The organism is Bacillus cereus group sp. BfR-BA-01309 (assembly GCF_022664315.1).
Lineage (GTDB): Bacteria > Bacillota > Bacilli > Bacillales > Bacillaceae_G > Bacillus_A > Bacillus_A mobilis.
In genome coordinates this window covers 372,801-390,367 of the sequence record NZ_JAKUHE010000001.1, presented here as the reverse complement: position 1 = coordinate 390,367, position 17,567 = coordinate 372,801, and the positions used below count along the sequence as shown (strand labels likewise).

Sequence of the window (17,567 nt, the reverse complement as noted above, 5' to 3'; positions counted from 1 at the left end):
TGCAACAATTAATGATACTTTGCACATTGAAAAAAGAATTCCTTTCAGTATACTAAAGTATGTTCTTATATTTAAATAATTAGTAAAAGAGAAAAGGTGTTTGAAATGAAATCGTATATTGTAGTTGGAGCTGGAATTTTAGGAGCGTCTACAGCTTATCACCTTGCTAAAGCAGGTGCGAATGTTACTATCGTTGATCGCCAACAATTAGGTCAAGCAACTGATGCAGCGGCTGGTATTGTATGTCCATGGCTTTCACAGCGTCGTAATAAAGCGTGGTATAAAATCGTTAAAGGCGGCGCACGTTACTATTCTTCGTTAATCCAGCAATTAGAAGAAGACGGTGAGACAGATACAGGTTACAACCGTGTAGGTGCAATTAGTTTACATACTGACGAGAAAAAACTAGATCAAATGGAAGAGCGAGCTTATAAACGACGTGAAGATGCGCCAGAGATTGGTGAAATCACTCGCTTATCAGCTGAAGAAACGAAAAAATTATTCCCAGCATTATCAGAAGAATACAGTTCTGTTCACATTAGTGGCGCTGCACGAGTAAATGGAAGATTATTACGTAACGCATTAATAAGTGCTGCGAAAAAACATGGTGCTACTTTTATAAAAGGAGATGCTGTATTAGTTCGTGAGGGTAATCGTATTACTGGAGTTACAGTAAACGACGAAACAATTGTAGCAGAAAAGGTCATTGTAACTGCAGGCGCATGGGCGAATGAAATCTTGAATCCGTTAGGAATTAATTTCTTAGTTACATTCCAAAAAGGACAAATTGTTCATTTACAAATTGAAAATACAGCAACAGAAAATATGCCGGTTGTTATGCCGCCAAACGATCAATACATTTTAACATTTGACAATGGTCACGTCGTAATTGGTGCAACACATGAGAATGAAACTGGTTTCGATCACCGTGTAACAGCAGGTGGTTTACATGAAGTATTCCATAAAGCATTAACAGTTGCGCCTGGCTTAGAAGATAGTACTATGCTTGAAGCGAGAGTTGGATTTAGACCATTTACTCCAGGATTCTTACCTGTTATCGGACCATTGCCTAACTTTAAAGGCATTCTCGTTGCAAATGGATTAGGTGCTTCTGGTTTAACTGCCGGTCCATATTTAGGATCAGAATTAGCTAAACTAGCACTCGGCCAAACAATAGAATTAGATTTAAACGATTATGACGTTGCGGGGGCAATTGAATAAATAAAAAAGATTAGGATTCGCTCCTAATCTTTTTTATTTATAGCTAATTTTTTAATTGCTTTAATAACCGTTTGTTTAATTCCCACAAAGCAGTTTTGTTACTATCCCATTTCAAAAGCGTTACTGCTTCCTCAAAGCATAACCATTGATAATTGAGGTGTTCTTTTGATAATGAAATATTTTTTGTAGGAACTTTAACTCCAAAAGAAAATTCTTTTATTACATAAATATCTTCTCCCCAAAGAAATTCTCCAACTACATCCACTACAGGTAGTGAAGACACAGAATCTAATTTAATATAGGGATATTCTCTTAAAATACCAGCCTCTTCAAATGATTCTCGTTTTGCTGATTCAATAGGAGTCTCACCATCTTCTCCACCACCAGCAATTCCTTGCCAATAACCATAATCACTTCGGTTAAAAATAGCATATTGAATAGAATCATCAGTTATTATATAAGGAAATATTAATACTTGATATGATGCTCTCATTGCATAACCCCTCCCGAAAAAAAGCTTTAAATAAATATGAATAATTGTTAATTATTATATGGAGTGGGTGTTCTTTTGAATATAAATACTACGGATAAAATAAAGATTACGGCCTTTAAACTTCCCCAATACGGATAAACAGTATGATTTGTTAAACTAGCATATTGAAAGATATTCTCTAAACCGAAAATCCCTATAATGACCGCCAAAAGAAATGCAGCTGATCCATACGTTCCATTACGATAGAGGGTAAATAAGTATATTGCACATATAAGTGGTACGATGATTTGTAGTAAGATTGCCATTGATTGTCCCCCTAATTTATATTTTATACTTACATTATATCAAAAAAATGCAATAAAAAGGAATGTAAGTTAATTGATGCTAAATAGAAAACAGACTTGTACGAACAGGGATATCACGCTTTCACGTCTATAGTTTTGATACTAATTGAACAACTCTAATCATATTCTTCTATTAAAAAGAATAAAAAGAGGTGTACAGTTAATTGACAAAAGTTAAGGTTCGTTTACAGCCCATCGTTCATAACTTAAATTTACCAACTGTAATAAAAACAGCTATACTTCCAGGTGAATCGACCGAAAGGCTATTTATCGTAACTCAATTAGGGGAGGTTTTTTACATAGGAGACGGAGCTATAAAGACATTTTTAAATATTCGTCACCGAATTATTAAATTAGGCACATTTGAAGAAGGTGTTGCAAGTAGCGGTTATGATGAACGTGGATTGCTGGGATTAGCGTTTCATCCGCAATTTAATCATAATGGTTTATTTTATCTTCATTATTCAATGGTTGGGACTCAAGGACCAGGTGCACTTTCAGAACAATTTAAACCGAATCCGTGTGACCTGAAAACTTTAAACTTAAAGTGGACTAATAGAGATACTCAATATGATCATATTGATACAATTGAAGAATGGATTTTACAATCAAACGGTCAACCTCAAAAGCGACGAACATTACTGAATATAAAACGGCCATTTTTTAATCATAATGGAGTAAATAGCTTAAACTTTTCACCTGAGACTGGAAAACTGATTTTTACAAATGGAGATGGCGGTTCAGGCTATGATCCATTTAATTTAAGTCAGGATGATTTAGAAATAGCGGGTAAAATAATTGAAATCGATGTAAGTAAAAATACGTCCATAAACAATCCTCCAGTAGTTACACGCTTTAATGAACTTCCTTTATCTTTACAAGAAACACTTACGGTAATTGCAAAAGGCGTTCGAAATATAACAGGCATTTCATTTCAAAGGTTTTATAATCAATATATCAAATATGCCGGAAATGTCGGACAGGATATTGTAGAGTCTATTTTTTCTTTTGTTCAATATAAACCAATACCAGTTACCGAACTTGTTCAAAACCATTTAATAAGAGATACTCCCGATCAATATGGATTTATTAATTTTGGTTGGAGAGGGTGGGAAGGAGAATTACCTACTTCTTTTATAAGGCACTGTTCTGAGAATCCTACTTTAGATGAGAGAACAATGGCTTATTATAATGAAACAATAGAAACATCCGCAAAGCGAATCCAACCTCTAATCAGTTATTTTCATAAAGATTCTAGACCAGATAAATTTAGTGCAACTTCACTTACAGGAGTCCAGCCATATATGGGAACTGCAATACCTAATTTAACGGGTAGTATCGTGTTTACTGATCTTGCTAAGAAAGAAAAATCTCAGTCTCCAGTAAAGGGTGCGTTAGCTTATTCTAGAGCTGGTATAGACGGGACACGTAATGATTTTCAAGTTATTGAAACTAATTATGATTTTGGTGAGCAAGCAGCTTATTTTATGAGTTTAGGAACAAACTTAGATCAAACTAGATTATATTTAGGAGTTTACGGTTCTATGAAAGTAACTGATTTTAACAAAGGTACTATTTTTGAAGTCGTTCTTTGATATGATAAAAACTTTCATGAAGTGCATGAATAAAAATAGAAAGTGATAAATTATATATCTTTAGGGGGGATTTGATGAATCACTTTAGAAACTATTGGTATCAACCGATGATCGCGCATGATACGAATTTTGTTCACAAAAGAAAGGTGACACCAGCAAAGAGGTTAGTCATTACAGCGTTACTTGGTTCACTTGCCGCTATTTTTCAATCGGCAGGGAACTTAATCCCTGGTATTGGCTTATTTATTAGCCCTTTTGCTACGTTACCGATTTTTTTAGCTATTTGTTATTCTATTCGCGAGGGAATACTTTCTTATATTCTTACTATTCTCCTATTATTTATTATTGAGCCAAGTGAATTAATTGTCTTTCCTTTTACTACAGGTTTATTAGGTATAGCGTTAGGAGTATCCTTTATACAATTCAAGAGGAGGATTTTGGTGGTTTCCTTTTCAGCAATATGTTTACTTATAGGAATTATGGTCGTTCTTGATGTCTTTCGATTTCCTGTATTAGGTCCTACTGTTCATACAACTATGGATATAAAAATTATATTATCGATATTTATACTGAACTTTCTATATTGTTGGATCTATGCAGGCCTTTGTAGAATAATGTTGAATAGAGTATATAAAGTATTGTCTTAACATTTTCAAAGATTGGAGATTTAAGTCGTGTATAACGTTGAAATAAGAAGGCCAAATTCGGATGATTTAGATGAACTTAATTTGTTTTTTCGTCTTGTTATTACTCATACATTTAAAAATGAAGGGTTATCAAAATTATTGGATGACATAGAAAATGAAATACATACGAAAAAGCAGTATTTGAAAAATGATTTGGAGAGTAACGGAGAAAGTCGTTACTTTTTATTAGCAATTGATACAAGTAACGATAAAATCATAGGAACAATTGAAATCGGTCCAGTAGGTACATTGATTCATAGTTGTACAGGCGGTGTTCTTAAAGATTTATATGAAATAGGAACAGTATTTGTACTACCTGAATATCAACGAAAGGGCATAGGCAATGTATTACTAAATGCAATGTATATTACATTACTTAGCAGAGGAATAACAGAATACTGTTTAGATAGTGGATACAAAAAAGCGCAAAGTATATGGACAAAGAAGTTTGGAGAGCCTAGTTATGTACTGAAAGATTATTGGGGAGAATCAAGTGATCATATGATTTGGAAGAAGAGTTTACATGATACTCCTATAATATTTGAATTATAAAATGAAATATGCCTCTGAACGTAGCTTTTCTTACATATGTATGCTATTATTTATCTTTATAATAAAAGAGGACGTGAATGAACTTGATTAAAATTAATATTCCTGAAGCTAACGTTTCAATTACTGAACGTAAACAAGTTTTTAAAGGAGACGAGCCAATAATCACTCCAATTAATGGTTTTATCGATTTCCACTTGTTCCCTAGAGATAAAGGCGGCATTTTTATGTTTTACAATATTAATGACGAACTTCTTTTCGTAGGTAAAGCCCGTAAAATTAGACAACGTATTAAGAAGCATTTTGAAGACAATGTTTCACCAATTAAAAATCACCGTGATGAAGTATACCGCATTGATGCATGTATCGTAGAAGATCCAACAGAAAGAGAAATTTACGAAACATACATTATTAATGAATATAAAGCAAAATATAACGTTGATAAAGTGTTCTATAAATAAGTAACAAAAAACAATCCTAGCACATATACTAGGATTGTTTTTTTATTGTTTCATTCTTCATTTCTTTCTCCTTTTTTAAAATGATTAGCAGCAATTAAACAGAAAAGCCCTATAAATAAAATTATGATTCCAAGTGTTTTATGTTTCCCTTCAAAAAAAGGAATATCTGAAATAACATTTGTCATACATAACCCCACAAACACAAGGATTGGTCCTATCCAAAGTAATACATTGCCGAATTTCGTATGTTGCCACATAGTAACCCTCCTGACCTCTTTTTACATATATATCCATAAAATGAAAGTAAATTCATAGAGAAATATAGTTTTTTTCATATCGAAAATTTAACCTTCATATATTGGTACAAGCAAACGAGAAAGGGGACTATCATGAATTGGTTAGAAGCTTTTATTTTAGGAATCATACAAGGTTTAACAGAGTTTTTACCGATAAGTAGTACAGGTCATCTTTATTTAGGAAGACATTTGTTTCAATTAGATGAAGCCGGATTGTTTTTAGATACGATGCTGCATATTGGGACTTTGCTTGCGGTGTTTATTTATTACAAAAAAGAATTTATATATTTAATTAAAAATCCATTTTCAAAACTAATGCTACTACTTATTGTCGGAACGATACCTGCAGTTGTAATTGGATTGTTATTTAAAGACTTTTTTGAGGATATTTCAAAAACAGGTATTACGATTGGTTGGGAGTTTTTAGTGACAGGTTTATTTCTATATATGGCCGATAAACAAAAAAATGGTCGTAAAAAAATGGATGACATTACATATAAAGATGCATTAATTATCGGTTCTTTTCAAGCAGCTGCTATTTTTCCGGCAATTTCTCGTTCTGGAATGACAATCGTCGCTGCATTATGGAGGAAGTTAGACCGTGAAACTGCTGCTTACTTTTCTTTCTTGTTATCAACTCCAGCCATTGTCGGAGCTATCATTTTGCAATTAGCAGATGTTTATCAAGGGAAAGCAGAATCTATTTCCAGTACATCTTTAATCGTCGGAACGTTATCAGCAGCATTTTTCGGTTACATAGCTGTTTCATGGATGATTCAATACTTAAAACGTCACTCATTAAAAGTATTCGCGTATTACGTATGGGGATTAGGCGTTTTAATTTTAACGTTGCAATATACTAACGTGTTTTAATGTGGTAACTATTCGTTTAGATCCTGTTTCATTCATACAAGGCAGGATCTTTTTTCATTAAGGAGGAAAATATGTTTAATAAGGCTATTGTGATTGGCGGAAGTATCGCAGGGAAACTCGCAGCAAAAGCATTATCAACTACTTTTAAAGAAGTAATCATTATAGAAGCTGGTGAAAGATGGGATGGAAAAGCTTCGAGAAAAAGAGTTCCGCAAAGTAGTCATCCCCATGTGTTATTAAAGGGGGGAGAAAAAGCAATTGAGGAATTGTTTCCTGCTATCACTAATGAACTAATTGAAGCCGGTAGTATCGTAAATAACTTTACTCGTGATATAAAATGGCACCAATTTGGTTTATGGAAACAGCAATTCATAGGAAAAGTAGATATGATCCAACAAAGTAGGTTTTTGCTTGAATGGCATATCCAAAAACGAATTGATGATATTTCAAATGTTACGACTAAATATGGAACATCGGTTGAAGGGTTATTAGTAGATAGAAAACTCAACAGAGTATGTGGAGTAAAAGCTAAATGTTTAGAAACTAGCTCGCAGGAAGAAATCCAAGCAGATATTGTCGTTGACGCGAGTGGATTTGGTTCAAAAAGTATAGCTTGGTTAGGCGAACACAATATCGAAGTGCAAGAAGAGAAAGTGCGTATTGATTTATTTTACGCAACTAGACTGTTTAAACTCAAAGAAAATGAGAAATTTGACTGTTGTAATATGCTAATGTCTCCAAGTTTCCCTGACAATCCGTATGGTGTTCTTATTCAAACAATCGAGGATCATCGTTATTTTGTTACTTTCAGCGGGTACGCAAATGAGAAAGCACCACAAACTGATGAAGATTTTTATAATTTCGCTGAAAACCTATCAATCTCTAATGTTACAGATTTTCTAAATAAAGCAGAAGCCATTTCAGATATCAAAACGTACAAAATTCCTTATCAAGTACGTCGGCGATTTGATTTAGTGAATGATCTACCCGAAAGACTGTTAGTAGTTGGGGATGCACATTGTCGTTTCGATCCTGTTTTCGGGCAAGGTGTTTCAGTTGCTGCTATGGAGGCTCACCAATTACAGTTACTTTTGCAAAGAAGACAAATACTTAATAAAGCATTTACAAAACAGTTTTATAAAAGGACCGCTCATATCATACAAACTCCTTGGGAAATGACTACAACGGAAATATCACGTCATCCTCAGCTGAAAAGAGAATTATCGATAAAGCAAAAATTTCAGCAATGGTATACGAAACAAATATATCAACTATCTGCAACTGATTCTGAAGTTTATATTCGATTGGTAAGAGTAATGAATTTAATGCGTAGTCCATTGCACTTATTTCATCCGAAAGTGCTACTTGCTGTGTTACTGAAGCGAAAGAAATAGAAGGAAAATAGTTGATTAAAAAAGAATATATAACAGTTAGTAGATATAGAAGGGGTAAGCGAGATGAAAATATATATAGAACAATTAAAGAAACACGATGCGAAAGATTTATTTACGTTTGAACTTACGAATAAATCTTTTTTTGAAACAATGGTACCAAATCGTGGCTCGCAATATTTTGATTTTGAATATTTTCAAAAACTACTAGATGATTTATTAATAGAACAAGCGGATGGAGATTCTTATTTCTATTTAATTCGTAATGAAGAAAAAGAAATTGTAGGACGAATAAATTTAGTAGATATAGATACGGAAAATCGAAGCAGTTCGTTAGGGTATCGAGTCGGAGAAAAGTTTACTAAAAAAGGAGTTGCAACAGCAGCTGTACAATTAGTGTTAGACGTAGCGAAAAATAATGAAATTAATGAGGTTCATGCTAAAACAACTACTAATAATCTTGCATCACAAATTGTACTAGAAAAAAGCGGATTTTATTCTTATCAAAACGAAGCAGATACAAATTCTGTAGAATTAAACGGGGAACATGTGAAGTTTGTACATTATATATGGAGAAATACTTTACGCTTATAATAAGGGGGACTTATTCATGAATGATTTACGTTATCCAATTGGCCAATTTACATACAAACGTCCTATAACTGAAGAAATGATTGATACATGGATTCAAGAAATTGAAGATTTACCTGATGAACTAACAAAGGCAATCAAAGATTTAGATCAGAAGCAGTTAGACACACCGTATCGAGTTGGTGGATGGACAGTTCGTCAAGTTGTACATCACGTTGTTGATAGCCATATGAACAGCTACATACGTTTTAAATTAGCACTAACAGAAAAGAATCCAACGATTAAACCATATAAAGAAGAGAAGTGGGCAGAACTACCTGATTCTAAATTACCAGTAGATGTTTCACTAGTAATGTTAGATTCATTACATAAAAGATGGGTTAACCTTTTATATTCTCTAGAACTTGAAGATCTTGAAAAGACATTTAACCATCCGGATACCGGTGAAACAAAACTTGCTGCTGCAATTGGACTATATGCATGGCACGGACGTCATCATACTGCTCATATAACTTCATTAAGAAAACGACTAAATTGGTAACATGGAGATTAGTTTAAAGAAGGCGACAGAAAATGATGCAGCAGTTTTATTTCAAATGTAAAAAGACTCATTTAACCCTTTATTAAATAAATATAAAGACTATAATACAAATCCAGCAAATGAATCCATTGAAAAAACTATTTTAAGGATAAATAATCCTAGCAGTAACTATTATAAGATGATAATAGATTCTAACCTTGTTGGAGCGGTATGTATATCTCAAAAAGAAATACCATATAAATTTCGGATTAGTCCAATGTTCATTCATCCAAACTATCAAGGGAAAGGAATTGCTCAGAAGGTACTGATTTTAATTGAAGAAATGTTTCCGGAAGCACGGAGTTTTGAACTTGCTACGATTTTAGAAGAAGAAAGAAATTGTTTTCTATACGAAAAGATGGGATATAAAAGAACGGAAGTAATAAAGAAATTAAATGATAAAACTACCCTTATTTATTACAAAAAAGAAAGGTAAAGCATTTAAAATACGCTTTACCTTTTTATGTTATTTAAGATTAAATATACAAATCCTATGCATATTCTTCCAAAATACTCGGGCTAGTAATTTCGCAAATGAATAAACATACGAAAAGACGTTATCTTGTCGTATATGTTACTAACGCTTTTTGAATGCTTAAAACACTATCATCACCTTTAAATTCTTTCGTAATTGGCGTACTCAAACTAGATACCCAAATCTTAAGCTCAGCATCTAAATCAAAATGCCCAGCTGTTTCAATGCTAAATTGTGTAATGCTTTTATAAGGAATTGAATGATACTCTGTTTTTTTACCAGATATCCCTTGTTTATCTACTAGAATAAGACGACGGTTTGTAAATACGATTAAATCACGAATTAATTTATAAGCATGCTCAACTTTTTCATCGTCTAGCATAATCTTTTCTAAATCACGTTCTACACTTTCTGTACTCGCATTTGATGCATTTCCTAAAATACCGCTAAATAAACCCATATAAAATTCCTCCTCCATTATTATGGATAGTAATACTTATATTGTACCATGGTATTTACTAAGAAATTATGACATTGCTTTAGTAGTTTCTGGTTATAGTTGCAAGCAATTTATATAACCTCATCTTAAAATCTTGTGCTAACATGTAAGTAAGAAAAAAGAAGCAGAGGGATATAGCATGAAAAATATCGGTTTAGTATTAGAGGGCGGAGGAATGAAAGGGTTATATACTGCGGGAGTACTCGAATATTTTATGGAAAAAAACTTATACTTTCCTTATGTAGTCGGCGTATCCGCAGGAGCATGTATGGGAGCCACTTATTTATCACGCCAAAAAGGAAGAAATAAAAAAGTAAATACAGAGCTAGTATCAGATCACCGATATATATCTTATCGAAATTTGATTCGAAAGCGTGAATTATTTGGAATGGATTTTTTATTTGATGAAGTGCCTAATAAAATTGTGCCATTTGATTTTCAAACATTCTTAAACTCAAGTGAACAGTTTGTCATAGGAACGACTGATTGTGATTCAGGAAAAGCAGTTTATTACAATAAAACAGAACATGGAAATGATATTTTAAAAATCATTCGTGCATCAAGCTCTGTCCCGTTTATAGCACCTGCAGTAGATTATGACAATCGAAAATTGCTAGATGGAGGGATTATTGATCCTATACCGGTTCTAAAAGCGCAAACTGATGGTTTTCAAAAGAACGTTGTGATTATGACAAAGCCAGAAGGATATGAGAAGCAGCGAAATAAATTATCTGGGCTAGCTAAAATTTTATATAGAAAATATCCGAATATCGCAGAGTCTTTAGTAGAACATTATCGTTTTTATAATGAGACGATATCTTATATGTATCATATAGAACAAAAAGACAACTTTTATGTCATTCAGCCTAGCGTAGAGCTTCCTATAAGCGGAATAGAAAGAAATAAAGAAAAGCTCGTCAATCTATATAATCTTGGCTATACAGATGCTCAATATCATTATGAAAAATTATTAACTTGGATAGAGAAATAAAGGGGTGGAAAGTTGCTATTAGGTAAAAAGATTATTTTTAATGAATTACAGAAAATGCATAGTCCACTGTATAAACCGTTTCCGTATCGTGCTACAGGAAAATTGCAGCGAGATTTTAAAAATCGATTTACTGAAGAAGACTGTATAAACGCTGATTTTAATCATTATTGGATGCATACAGCAGGCACTTTAAGTTCTGTACTAAATGGAAACGAACAGAACATTACGTATCAGCAAATAAAGTGGCTAAGGAAATCGTTTTTTGAATGGTTTCCACAATATCGTTCTATAGAATCAGAAATTGTGAAGTATCCCGTTTTGTATAGAGATTTCATGAATTATGAGAAGACCCGAAAACTATTACTATATTATCTTACTGAATAAAAATTAAAACGTACAAGTTATGCTGCTTATGCGTTTTTTGTTCATAAAAAAGACAATATTTATACCTTGTTTCTATAGGGATATTAATGTGCAGAAAGAAGTATTTATAGAATGAAGTAAAGGAGGGAGGAGAGGCGTTTAGCGATTGTTTTCCTTTAATGCATAGTCCAACTCGAATATCGGTAGTTATTTGTGTTAAAATATTTCGGGTAAAATTAAGTGCTTATTTTATCAATAACAAAACTAGAAGGGACAACATTAAAATGGATAACGTATCAAATATAGATAAATTGGAATCAATAAAATCTTTACAATCGACAATTCGTAAACTTGAAAACGCACTATCACAGATGACTGAAAAAGGTGCAAATACTACATTAGTAAAAAAACGACTTAAAGCAGTTTGCGTAGGTTTAGCAGTGCTAGAAAACGTTTGGAATCAAGAAAGTCACCAGTATAGTCAAGAAGAGTTAGCAGAAGCTCGTAATGTCCTTGCTGGTTTACTTCCATCAATAGAGAGGGCCTATGATAAGTCTAAAGCTGGAAGTCCTCAAAGAACACTTTTAACAAGACGGATAAAAGCATTGGAACTTTCTATTCAAGCAATTGATAAACTTTCTAATAAATAACTCATCTACATACATAACATCCTAATCCTAAATTTTATAAAAGCAATCTAGTGAAAAGAAATACAAAGGAGGAAGATGGGTGACTTCAATAATTAGTCCTAAGTTAGAGGAGCTTAATAATCAATTAAAGAATGGAAACGAGAAAGCTTTTTATACTTTTTTGCATGAAATAAAGTCGAATAATACGCCACTAATAGAACAATGTCCTCTAGATAGTCAGTATAGGCTTATAACGTATATTTGGATAGGGGATCGAAAAACTGAAAACGTTTATGTATTCGGCAGTTTTCCTGGTTGGGATCTGTCTGTAAATCAATTAAAACGATTGTTACAGACAGATATTTGGTATGCGACGTTTAGGACGGATAAGAGTTTTATTTCAACGTATTATTTTTCAGTAAACGATGTTTTCGAAAATGATTGGATAAAGCGTAGTGAACAGTACGAACTAGACCAATTTAATAGAAATACATTTGGAGAAGGTGCCCATAAAGCGTCTGTGTTAAACATAGGCATGGAAGTGCAGTATAGCAGTCGTTTTCCTTCAAACCATTATCCATCTGGTAGAATTGAAACATATTCTTTTCATAGTACGATTTTAAATAACACACGTAAAATTCATATTTATACGCCTCATGATTATTCTCACACTTCACATCTTCAAGAACTTCTCATTGTATTTGATGGGAATTCATTCATTAATAACCTTTCAATCGCAAGAACACTCAATTATTTAATTTACGAAAAAGAAATCCCATCTTGTATTGCTGTTGCAATAGATCTTGTTGATCGGCTAGAAGAGCTAACTTATAACGATAAAATGAATGCATTTTTAACAGAGGAATTACTTCCATGGGTTCAGGCGAAGTATCGTGTGCATCAAGAAGCGAAACATACAACAATTGCTGGGTTCAGTCTTGGTGGCTTAGCAGCTTGTTATGCAGCGCTTCAAAATCCACACATTTCCGGGAACGTGTTGTCAATGTCCGGATCCATTCATTGGAAAAAAGATGGTTATGAAAATAAAATTCCTTGGATTGAAAATAAAATTTCAACTATAGATTCAAATGCAACGCAACCTCATTTTTATATAGCAGCCGGAGAAATTGAAAACGAACCTCTTTTAACGGCTAATAGACGCCTATATAAAGCTTTAAAAGAAAATAGATACCAAATTACTTATGAGGAGTTCCAAGGCGTTCATGACGGCATTTGGTGGCGAGAGAAGTTATTTGACGGGTTGAAAGCTTTAAAACTTACCAAAAACACACTATAAAATAAAAAGGAGAGAGAATCTATGAATCAAGAAAAACTAGATAAAAAACTAAAAAAACAAAAGATATTAGTAAAAGATGAGAAAGTTTGGTCCTATACGTATGAGGATCATATTAGTTCTATTGTTAAAGAAGCAGAAAAGAAAGGGTCTTTTGATAATATGCCTGGTAAAGGAAAACCTCTAAATCTAGATAAAGACCTTTCGTACAATCCTGAAAAGCAACTTTATAGAACGTTAAAGAATAATCATGTTTTACCTAGGTGGATTGAGCTTTCAAAGGAAATTGATGATTTAAAAGAAAGGCTAAAAGAAAATACAAATACTGCAGAAGCAGCGGATTTAATTCGGACTATTAATAAAAAGGTTTTAGAACATAACTTACTTTGTCCACCAAGTGCGCAAAAAACGAGGGTGAAAACGGACTTTTAACAATTTCCAATGTAGCTATCTCATGCTATATAATTAAGCAAGGGATTTTTAATTCATTATTAAAGGGAGGCAAATGTGATGAAGAATACGTATCAACTTCAAATTCCGAAAGAACTAGAGCAGTATCGTAGTATTTTAGAAGAAAGTGTGAAACCGTATATTAAAGTGTCTGGAACATTAGCAGAGACAACGCTTTTTGAGAGTAAGTTTGGTGGTTATCCGTATTTACCTATAGATCAAGAGCATCCTAAAGATTCAAATGGACAACCTATGATGTTACTTGCGCAGCTAAACTTTGGAGAAATGCCGCATGTTGAATATATGCCTCAAAAGGGAATGTTACAATTTTTCGTAAGTGCTGATGATGAGCTTTACGGCGCAGATTTTGACCATCCAACAACCCAAAAAGACTTTCGAATTATTTATCATTCTACAATTATAGAAGATTTAAATAATGTTATTACTGATTTTAGTTATTTAAACACATTAGAATTAGAGAACTTTATCATACCTGAAGCAGCAAAATTAAAGTTTGAATTAGGTTATCAACCAGTAACACCAAGGGATTATCGATTTGAAAAGATGTTTAGTGAGGAAATTGATTGGGAAGAAATTGTTGATGAAGAAAATAATACAGAATTAGGCGAACTGTATGATGATTTATGTAAAGATCAAGGGCATAAAATTGGTGGTTATCCATTTTTCACACAGACAGATCCAAGAGAATGGGAAGAAAAATACCAGCAACATGATGTATTATTGCTACAAATCGATACAGACGATTCATTAAATATTATGTGGGGAGATTCTGGTGTTGCTAATTTCTTTATAAAGAAAGACGATCTGTTAAATCTAGATTTTTCCAATGTTATTTATAATTGGGATTGTTATTGAAAATTTATAAATGGAATACTAGCAAGCTAAAAAATCTTCCTGAAGGTGAGGGAGATTTTTTTATGTTAAAAATAAACGTTATGTTAACTAGAATACAGAACAATGAGTGTAATGAAAGTCAAGCGTAAAAAACATAAATAGCTACAAATAAAGTAAAGTTATCAAATGTGTGCAAATAGCAATAAATTCATTAAGTAAAACATAAAATGAATTTAATAATTTATATTTTGTATAGAAATAATTTTTCTGTATAAAAATTTCTTGCCGATCAAAAATATTTTTGTATCGTTAAATCTTAAACGATTATTGATTAAGATTTGCTGTGATGGATTTATAACAAAAAAAACGATAAAAACTGTAGAGATTCGTTTAGATAAGATTTTATGTAAATCTCACTAAAAATCTCCGTTCCGTCTCATTAAGTATAGTTTACTTGGTTTTTGATACCTGATATTGCTTTGTTTCAATAACTACCTATAATATATATTATGTTAACTAATTAAAAATAATAAACTTATTATATGTTAGTTTACGTTGTTAGGCTCCCCTTTTCATTGGAGTTATTCTGTGTGATGGATTGTGTGCTTATTTGTTGTTGTTTTATGAATTGATGATGATGTCTCCAGAAATAGATTATATTTAAGACAATAAAAAATGCAATTCATTTTAAATGAATTGCATGGATATGATTCATAATAAGTTTTTAAAATTAGTTCGCTACAGCGATTGCTTCGATTTCAATTAATAAGTTATCGTTAATTAACTTTCTAACTTCTACAGCCGAACTTGCTGGAGGATTTTTAGTGTCAATATATTGGTCTCGTATATCTCTAACAGTGGCCATTTGAGAAATATCTGTTAAGAAAAATGTTAATTTTACTACATCATTAAATTTTAATTCCGAAGTTTCTAATGCACTTTTGAGGTTTTCGAATACTTGTCGCGTTTGTGTAGCTAAATCGCCAACGCCAACTATTTGACCATCAGCATTAATCGCTACTTGTCCAGATATGTAAATTGTTCGTTTCGCGTTACTAACTTCGACTACATGTGAGTATCCAAAAGTTGGTGGCATCGTTTCTGGATTGATAAATTTCTTTTGCAAGATTCTTCTCTCCTTTTATATCGTACTTTCTATATATTTTATAGATTATCTGTTTGTAAATGATCAATTTTGTTATATTTATGTATTTTCCATTGTTCTTGATTATAATAGATGCTACTTATACAGGCAGTAAAAAGTTTTGTTTTTCCTGATCCAATTTCACTATTTGATATTAAAGCTAGAATTGTATTTATGACGGCACTATGAGTAACTAAAATAACATTACTATTTGCATGTTTTTTCAAAATTATATTTAAACCGGTTATAATTCTTGTTTTTAATAGTTCTCTCGGTTCTTGATTTGTATAATTACGATTTGGAAACATTTTCACCCGGTCTTCTGTCGTTAATCCTGAAGCCATACCATAATCACGTTCTATAAAATTTTCCATTTCAATGATTTCAACTGGTTTTAACATGTACTGATTTATGATTTCAGCTGTTTGTTTTGCTCTTGATAAAGGACTACAAATAATTACATCCCATCGGTTTTCGCGCAAATACAAACCGCATTTTTCGGCTTGTTGCTTACCGGTTTTATTTAGATCAATGTTCTCACGGCCTTGAAGCTTTCCAATAGCATTCCATTCAGTTTCACCATGTCTAATTAAGCATACAACAGTCATATACATACACTCCTGTTACTTATATGAAGGTCAAATTTAATAAATTATATATGTCTGGTTCTTATGAGAACTGATTCTAATTACACCTTGTTTTATTAATTCTTCAGTTACTTTTGTATAGTAAAAGTGATACCACCAGATAAAAAACTCTTCATAAGTTATTTCTTTTGAGTATCTGCTGCTTACAAAGTATTCTTTTAAAGATTTATCGTTTTCTTTAAACAATAAGACTAAATCTTTACTGATTGTGTTCGCAATTTCGTTAAGTATAGATAAGTCTGTTGATTTAAATACAGGGATAACAGGTTGTGAATTTTGATATAAACCTAATTTTTCGTAAACTATATTTAAATGTAAATCTATTTGTCTATCTGCTGCTACGAAACCTTTTACTAATTGCTTTTTCTTATAATTAATATCAGTATTAGTGTTTTGAAAATATTCTTCAAATGTTTCGTTATCTGCTGTAATTAAATTTAATGTTGAATATCGAGAATTTCCATAAAGACCAATTTGAACTTCTTCTAAATCTAAATACGTATTACCATACATCCCGAAAGCCTCTATATCTGTTCGTTCTTGTTCTTGAATTGCATAATAATATCGTTTCTTATTTCTTAAAGGTCGCTTCTTTTTTAAATAGTTTCCTTCAATGTTATTTATTTGTCCAAAATCTAATAACACTCCACTATATAGTAAAAGACTATAAGATTCTTTACATAAATGATTAAGCGTCTCTATTCTTTTAGAAATAACATCAATTTGATTTGAATAATTTTCAATGATTTTAAGTGTTGGTTTAATTAAAGGTTCACATAGGTTGTACAACTCTTTTCCTTCATTAACTGTTATAATCATACACGTTGGATAGTAGCTCTCTCCTATCTTTTTCAACAAACCTTCTAGTTCTAATGCATGTAATTGTTTTTCGAATTCTTCGTTCGTCCAATTTAGTTTCGTTTTTATTGTCTTTGACTCAATTCCAAGATGAAACATGACAAGTAAGTATTGAAGGTTTGTCCCACTTATTTTTATAGTTGGATAATTGTTACCTGATGAAATCATTTTTGCCTCATAAGATGTTTGAAGTATTTCCTCTGAAGTATAATTAGCGAGCATTTTAAAATCCCTCCTTTTTTAGTAATTTAATTGTAAAATCTATGTATTTACTATGTTCCA

Annotated in this window: 22 protein-coding genes and 1 pseudogene; 16 read left to right on the top strand and 7 right to left on the bottom strand. The window is 32.2% G+C overall.

Annotated elements, in window-relative coordinates:
• Positions 1 to 105: 105 nt before the first annotated feature.
• Positions 106 to 1,221, top strand: a complete 1,116-nt coding sequence (locus MR115_RS01960) for an NAD(P)/FAD-dependent oxidoreductase (protein WP_242239547.1) — start codon at positions 106 to 108, stop codon at positions 1,219 to 1,221.
• Positions 1,222 to 1,264: 43 nt separating this feature from the next.
• On the opposite strand, the gene MR115_RS01955 is transcribed toward MR115_RS01960, so the two are convergent.
• Complete coding sequence (locus tag MR115_RS01955; RefSeq protein ID WP_242239546.1) at positions 1,265 to 1,714, bottom strand: NUDIX hydrolase; 450 nt, start codon at positions 1,712 to 1,714, stop codon at positions 1,265 to 1,267.
• Positions 1,715 to 1,761: 47 nt separating this feature from the next.
• Positions 1,762 to 2,019 (bottom strand): hypothetical protein, encoded by a 258-nt coding sequence (locus MR115_RS01950; RefSeq protein ID WP_098585342.1) that lies wholly within the window; start codon positions 2,017 to 2,019, stop codon positions 1,762 to 1,764.
• A 203-nt stretch (positions 2,020 to 2,222) separates the two neighbouring features.
• Between MR115_RS01950 and MR115_RS01945 the strand changes: the two genes are divergently transcribed.
• From MR115_RS01945 to MR115_RS01930, 4 genes are all read left to right on the top strand, one after another.
• Positions 2,223 to 3,653: a PQQ-dependent sugar dehydrogenase gene (locus MR115_RS01945; RefSeq protein WP_242239543.1), complete on the top strand. Its 1,431-nt coding sequence runs from the start codon at positions 2,223 to 2,225 to the stop codon at positions 3,651 to 3,653.
• 74 nt (positions 3,654 to 3,727) lie between these two features.
• Positions 3,728 to 4,300, top strand: a complete 573-nt coding sequence (locus tag MR115_RS01940; RefSeq protein ID WP_242239541.1) for a YybS family protein — start codon at positions 3,728 to 3,730, stop codon at positions 4,298 to 4,300.
• 27 nt (positions 4,301 to 4,327) lie between these two features.
• A complete protein-coding gene (locus MR115_RS01935; protein ID WP_242239539.1) occupies positions 4,328 to 4,891 on the top strand; it encodes a GNAT family N-acetyltransferase in 564 nt (187 codons plus the stop codon).
• Positions 4,892 to 4,968: 77 nt separating this feature from the next.
• Positions 4,969 to 5,349: a nucleotide excision repair endonuclease gene (locus tag MR115_RS01930; protein ID WP_061679041.1), complete on the top strand. Its 381-nt coding sequence runs from the start codon at positions 4,969 to 4,971 to the stop codon at positions 5,347 to 5,349.
• 50 nt (positions 5,350 to 5,399) lie between these two features.
• Here MR115_RS01930 and MR115_RS01925 read toward each other — a convergent pair whose 3' ends face one another.
• Positions 5,400 to 5,606 carry a hypothetical protein gene (locus MR115_RS01925; protein WP_061679040.1) on the bottom strand — a complete coding sequence of 69 codons (207 nt, stop codon included), beginning with the start codon at positions 5,604 to 5,606 and terminating at the stop codon, positions 5,400 to 5,402.
• Positions 5,607 to 5,738: 132 nt separating this feature from the next.
• Between MR115_RS01925 and MR115_RS01920 the strand changes: the two genes are divergently transcribed.
• The 5 genes and pseudogenes from MR115_RS01920 (at position 5,739) to MR115_RS01900 (ending at position 9,516) form a co-directional block, all read left to right on the top strand.
• Complete coding sequence (locus MR115_RS01920; RefSeq protein ID WP_163096702.1) at positions 5,739 to 6,518, top strand: undecaprenyl-diphosphate phosphatase; 780 nt, start codon at positions 5,739 to 5,741, stop codon at positions 6,516 to 6,518.
• Positions 6,519 to 6,589: 71 nt separating this feature from the next.
• Entirely contained in the window at positions 6,590 to 7,912 is a 1,323-nt protein-coding gene (locus MR115_RS01915; protein ID WP_242239536.1) for an FAD-dependent oxidoreductase, read from the top strand.
• Between the two features lie 63 nt (positions 7,913 to 7,975).
• A complete protein-coding gene (locus MR115_RS01910; RefSeq protein WP_242239534.1) occupies positions 7,976 to 8,503 on the top strand; it encodes a GNAT family N-acetyltransferase in 528 nt (175 codons plus the stop codon).
• A 16-nt stretch (positions 8,504 to 8,519) separates the two neighbouring features.
• The gene (locus tag MR115_RS01905) at positions 8,520 to 9,041 is read left to right on the top strand and encodes a YfiT family bacillithiol transferase (RefSeq protein ID WP_061679037.1); all 522 of its coding nucleotides are present in this window, start codon (positions 8,520 to 8,522) and stop codon (positions 9,039 to 9,041) included.
• A gap of 1 nt (position 9,042) precedes the next feature.
• Positions 9,043 to 9,516 (top strand): annotated as a pseudogene (locus tag MR115_RS01900) (GNAT family N-acetyltransferase).
• A gap of 121 nt (positions 9,517 to 9,637) precedes the next feature.
• Here MR115_RS01900 and MR115_RS01895 read toward each other — a convergent pair.
• Positions 9,638 to 10,015 carry a PH domain-containing protein gene (locus tag MR115_RS01895; protein WP_242239532.1) on the bottom strand — a complete coding sequence of 126 codons (378 nt, stop codon included), beginning with the start codon at positions 10,013 to 10,015 and terminating at the stop codon, positions 9,638 to 9,640.
• Between the two features lie 178 nt (positions 10,016 to 10,193).
• Here MR115_RS01895 and MR115_RS01890 point away from each other — a divergent pair, with 178 nt between their 5' ends.
• The 6 genes from MR115_RS01890 to MR115_RS01865 all read left to right on the top strand — a co-directional run bounded on the left by MR115_RS01890 (position 10,194) and on the right by MR115_RS01865 (position 14,657).
• Positions 10,194 to 11,045 (top strand): patatin-like phospholipase family protein, encoded by an 852-nt coding sequence (locus tag MR115_RS01890; RefSeq protein WP_242239530.1) that lies wholly within the window; start codon positions 10,194 to 10,196, stop codon positions 11,043 to 11,045.
• A 12-nt stretch (positions 11,046 to 11,057) separates the two neighbouring features.
• Positions 11,058 to 11,429 carry a YxiJ-like family protein gene (locus tag MR115_RS01885; RefSeq protein WP_242239528.1) on the top strand — a complete coding sequence of 124 codons (372 nt, stop codon included), beginning with the start codon at positions 11,058 to 11,060 and terminating at the stop codon, positions 11,427 to 11,429.
• Between the two features lie 263 nt (positions 11,430 to 11,692).
• On the top strand, positions 11,693 to 12,058 hold the full coding sequence (locus tag MR115_RS01880; protein WP_061679033.1) for a hypothetical protein: 366 nt from the start codon (positions 11,693 to 11,695) through the stop codon (positions 12,056 to 12,058).
• A 79-nt stretch (positions 12,059 to 12,137) separates the two neighbouring features.
• Complete coding sequence (locus tag MR115_RS01875; protein ID WP_242239526.1) at positions 12,138 to 13,334, top strand: alpha/beta hydrolase; 1,197 nt, start codon at positions 12,138 to 12,140, stop codon at positions 13,332 to 13,334.
• A 21-nt stretch (positions 13,335 to 13,355) separates the two neighbouring features.
• A complete protein-coding gene (locus MR115_RS01870) occupies positions 13,356 to 13,763 on the top strand; it encodes a DnaJ family domain-containing protein (RefSeq protein WP_242239525.1) in 408 nt (135 codons plus the stop codon).
• A gap of 78 nt (positions 13,764 to 13,841) precedes the next feature.
• On the top strand, positions 13,842 to 14,657 hold the full coding sequence (locus MR115_RS01865) for a YwqG family protein (RefSeq protein ID WP_242239522.1): 816 nt from the start codon (positions 13,842 to 13,844) through the stop codon (positions 14,655 to 14,657).
• A 709-nt stretch (positions 14,658 to 15,366) separates the two neighbouring features.
• Here the strand turns inward: MR115_RS01865 and MR115_RS01860 are convergent.
• From MR115_RS01860 to MR115_RS01850, 3 genes are read right to left on the bottom strand one after another with little or no spacing between them, the layout of a single operon-like run.
• Entirely contained in the window at positions 15,367 to 15,762 is a 396-nt protein-coding gene (locus tag MR115_RS01860) for a RidA family protein (RefSeq protein WP_242239520.1), read from the bottom strand.
• Between the two features lie 38 nt (positions 15,763 to 15,800).
• On the bottom strand, positions 15,801 to 16,388 hold the full coding sequence (locus MR115_RS01855) for a histidine phosphatase family protein (RefSeq protein WP_242239518.1): 588 nt from the start codon (positions 16,386 to 16,388) through the stop codon (positions 15,801 to 15,803).
• A gap of 36 nt (positions 16,389 to 16,424) precedes the next feature.
• On the bottom strand, positions 16,425 to 17,507 hold the full coding sequence (locus MR115_RS01850) for a hypothetical protein (RefSeq protein WP_242239516.1): 1,083 nt from the start codon (positions 17,505 to 17,507) through the stop codon (positions 16,425 to 16,427).
• Between the last annotated feature and the right edge of the window lie 60 nt (positions 17,508 to 17,567).

Coding starts and splice junctions, on each gene's coding strand:
- MR115_RS01865 (WP_242239522.1), top strand. CDS start 13,842: ATGAAGAATACGTATCAACTTCAAATTCCGAAAGAACTAGAGCAGTAT.
- MR115_RS01940 (WP_242239541.1), top strand. CDS start 3,728: ATGAATCACTTTAGAAACTATTGGTATCAACCGATGATCGCGCATGAT.
- MR115_RS01930 (WP_061679041.1), top strand. CDS start 4,969: ATGAACTTGATTAAAATTAATATTCCTGAAGCTAACGTTTCAATTACT.
- MR115_RS01915 (WP_242239536.1), top strand. CDS start 6,590: ATGTTTAATAAGGCTATTGTGATTGGCGGAAGTATCGCAGGGAAACTC.
- MR115_RS01870 (WP_242239525.1), top strand. CDS start 13,356: ATGAATCAAGAAAAACTAGATAAAAAACTAAAAAAACAAAAGATATTA.
- MR115_RS01895 (WP_242239532.1), bottom strand. CDS start 10,015: ATGGGTTTATTTAGCGGTATTTTAGGAAATGCATCAAATGCGAGTACA.
- MR115_RS01920 (WP_163096702.1), top strand. CDS start 5,739: ATGAATTGGTTAGAAGCTTTTATTTTAGGAATCATACAAGGTTTAACA.
- MR115_RS01955 (WP_242239546.1), bottom strand. CDS start 1,714: ATGAGAGCATCATATCAAGTATTAATATTTCCTTATATAATAACTGAT.
- MR115_RS01950 (WP_098585342.1), bottom strand. CDS start 2,019: ATGGCAATCTTACTACAAATCATCGTACCACTTATATGTGCAATATAC.
- MR115_RS01905 (WP_061679037.1), top strand. CDS start 8,520: ATGAATGATTTACGTTATCCAATTGGCCAATTTACATACAAACGTCCT.
- MR115_RS01850 (WP_242239516.1), bottom strand. CDS start 17,507: ATGCTCGCTAATTATACTTCAGAGGAAATACTTCAAACATCTTATGAG.
- MR115_RS01855 (WP_242239518.1), bottom strand. CDS start 16,388: ATGACTGTTGTATGCTTAATTAGACATGGTGAAACTGAATGGAATGCT.
- MR115_RS01910 (WP_242239534.1), top strand. CDS start 7,976: ATGAAAATATATATAGAACAATTAAAGAAACACGATGCGAAAGATTTA.
- MR115_RS01925 (WP_061679040.1), bottom strand. CDS start 5,606: ATGTGGCAACATACGAAATTCGGCAATGTATTACTTTGGATAGGACCA.
- MR115_RS01960 (WP_242239547.1), top strand. CDS start 106: ATGAAATCGTATATTGTAGTTGGAGCTGGAATTTTAGGAGCGTCTACA.
- MR115_RS01890 (WP_242239530.1), top strand. CDS start 10,194: ATGAAAAATATCGGTTTAGTATTAGAGGGCGGAGGAATGAAAGGGTTA.
- MR115_RS01880 (WP_061679033.1), top strand. CDS start 11,693: ATGGATAACGTATCAAATATAGATAAATTGGAATCAATAAAATCTTTA.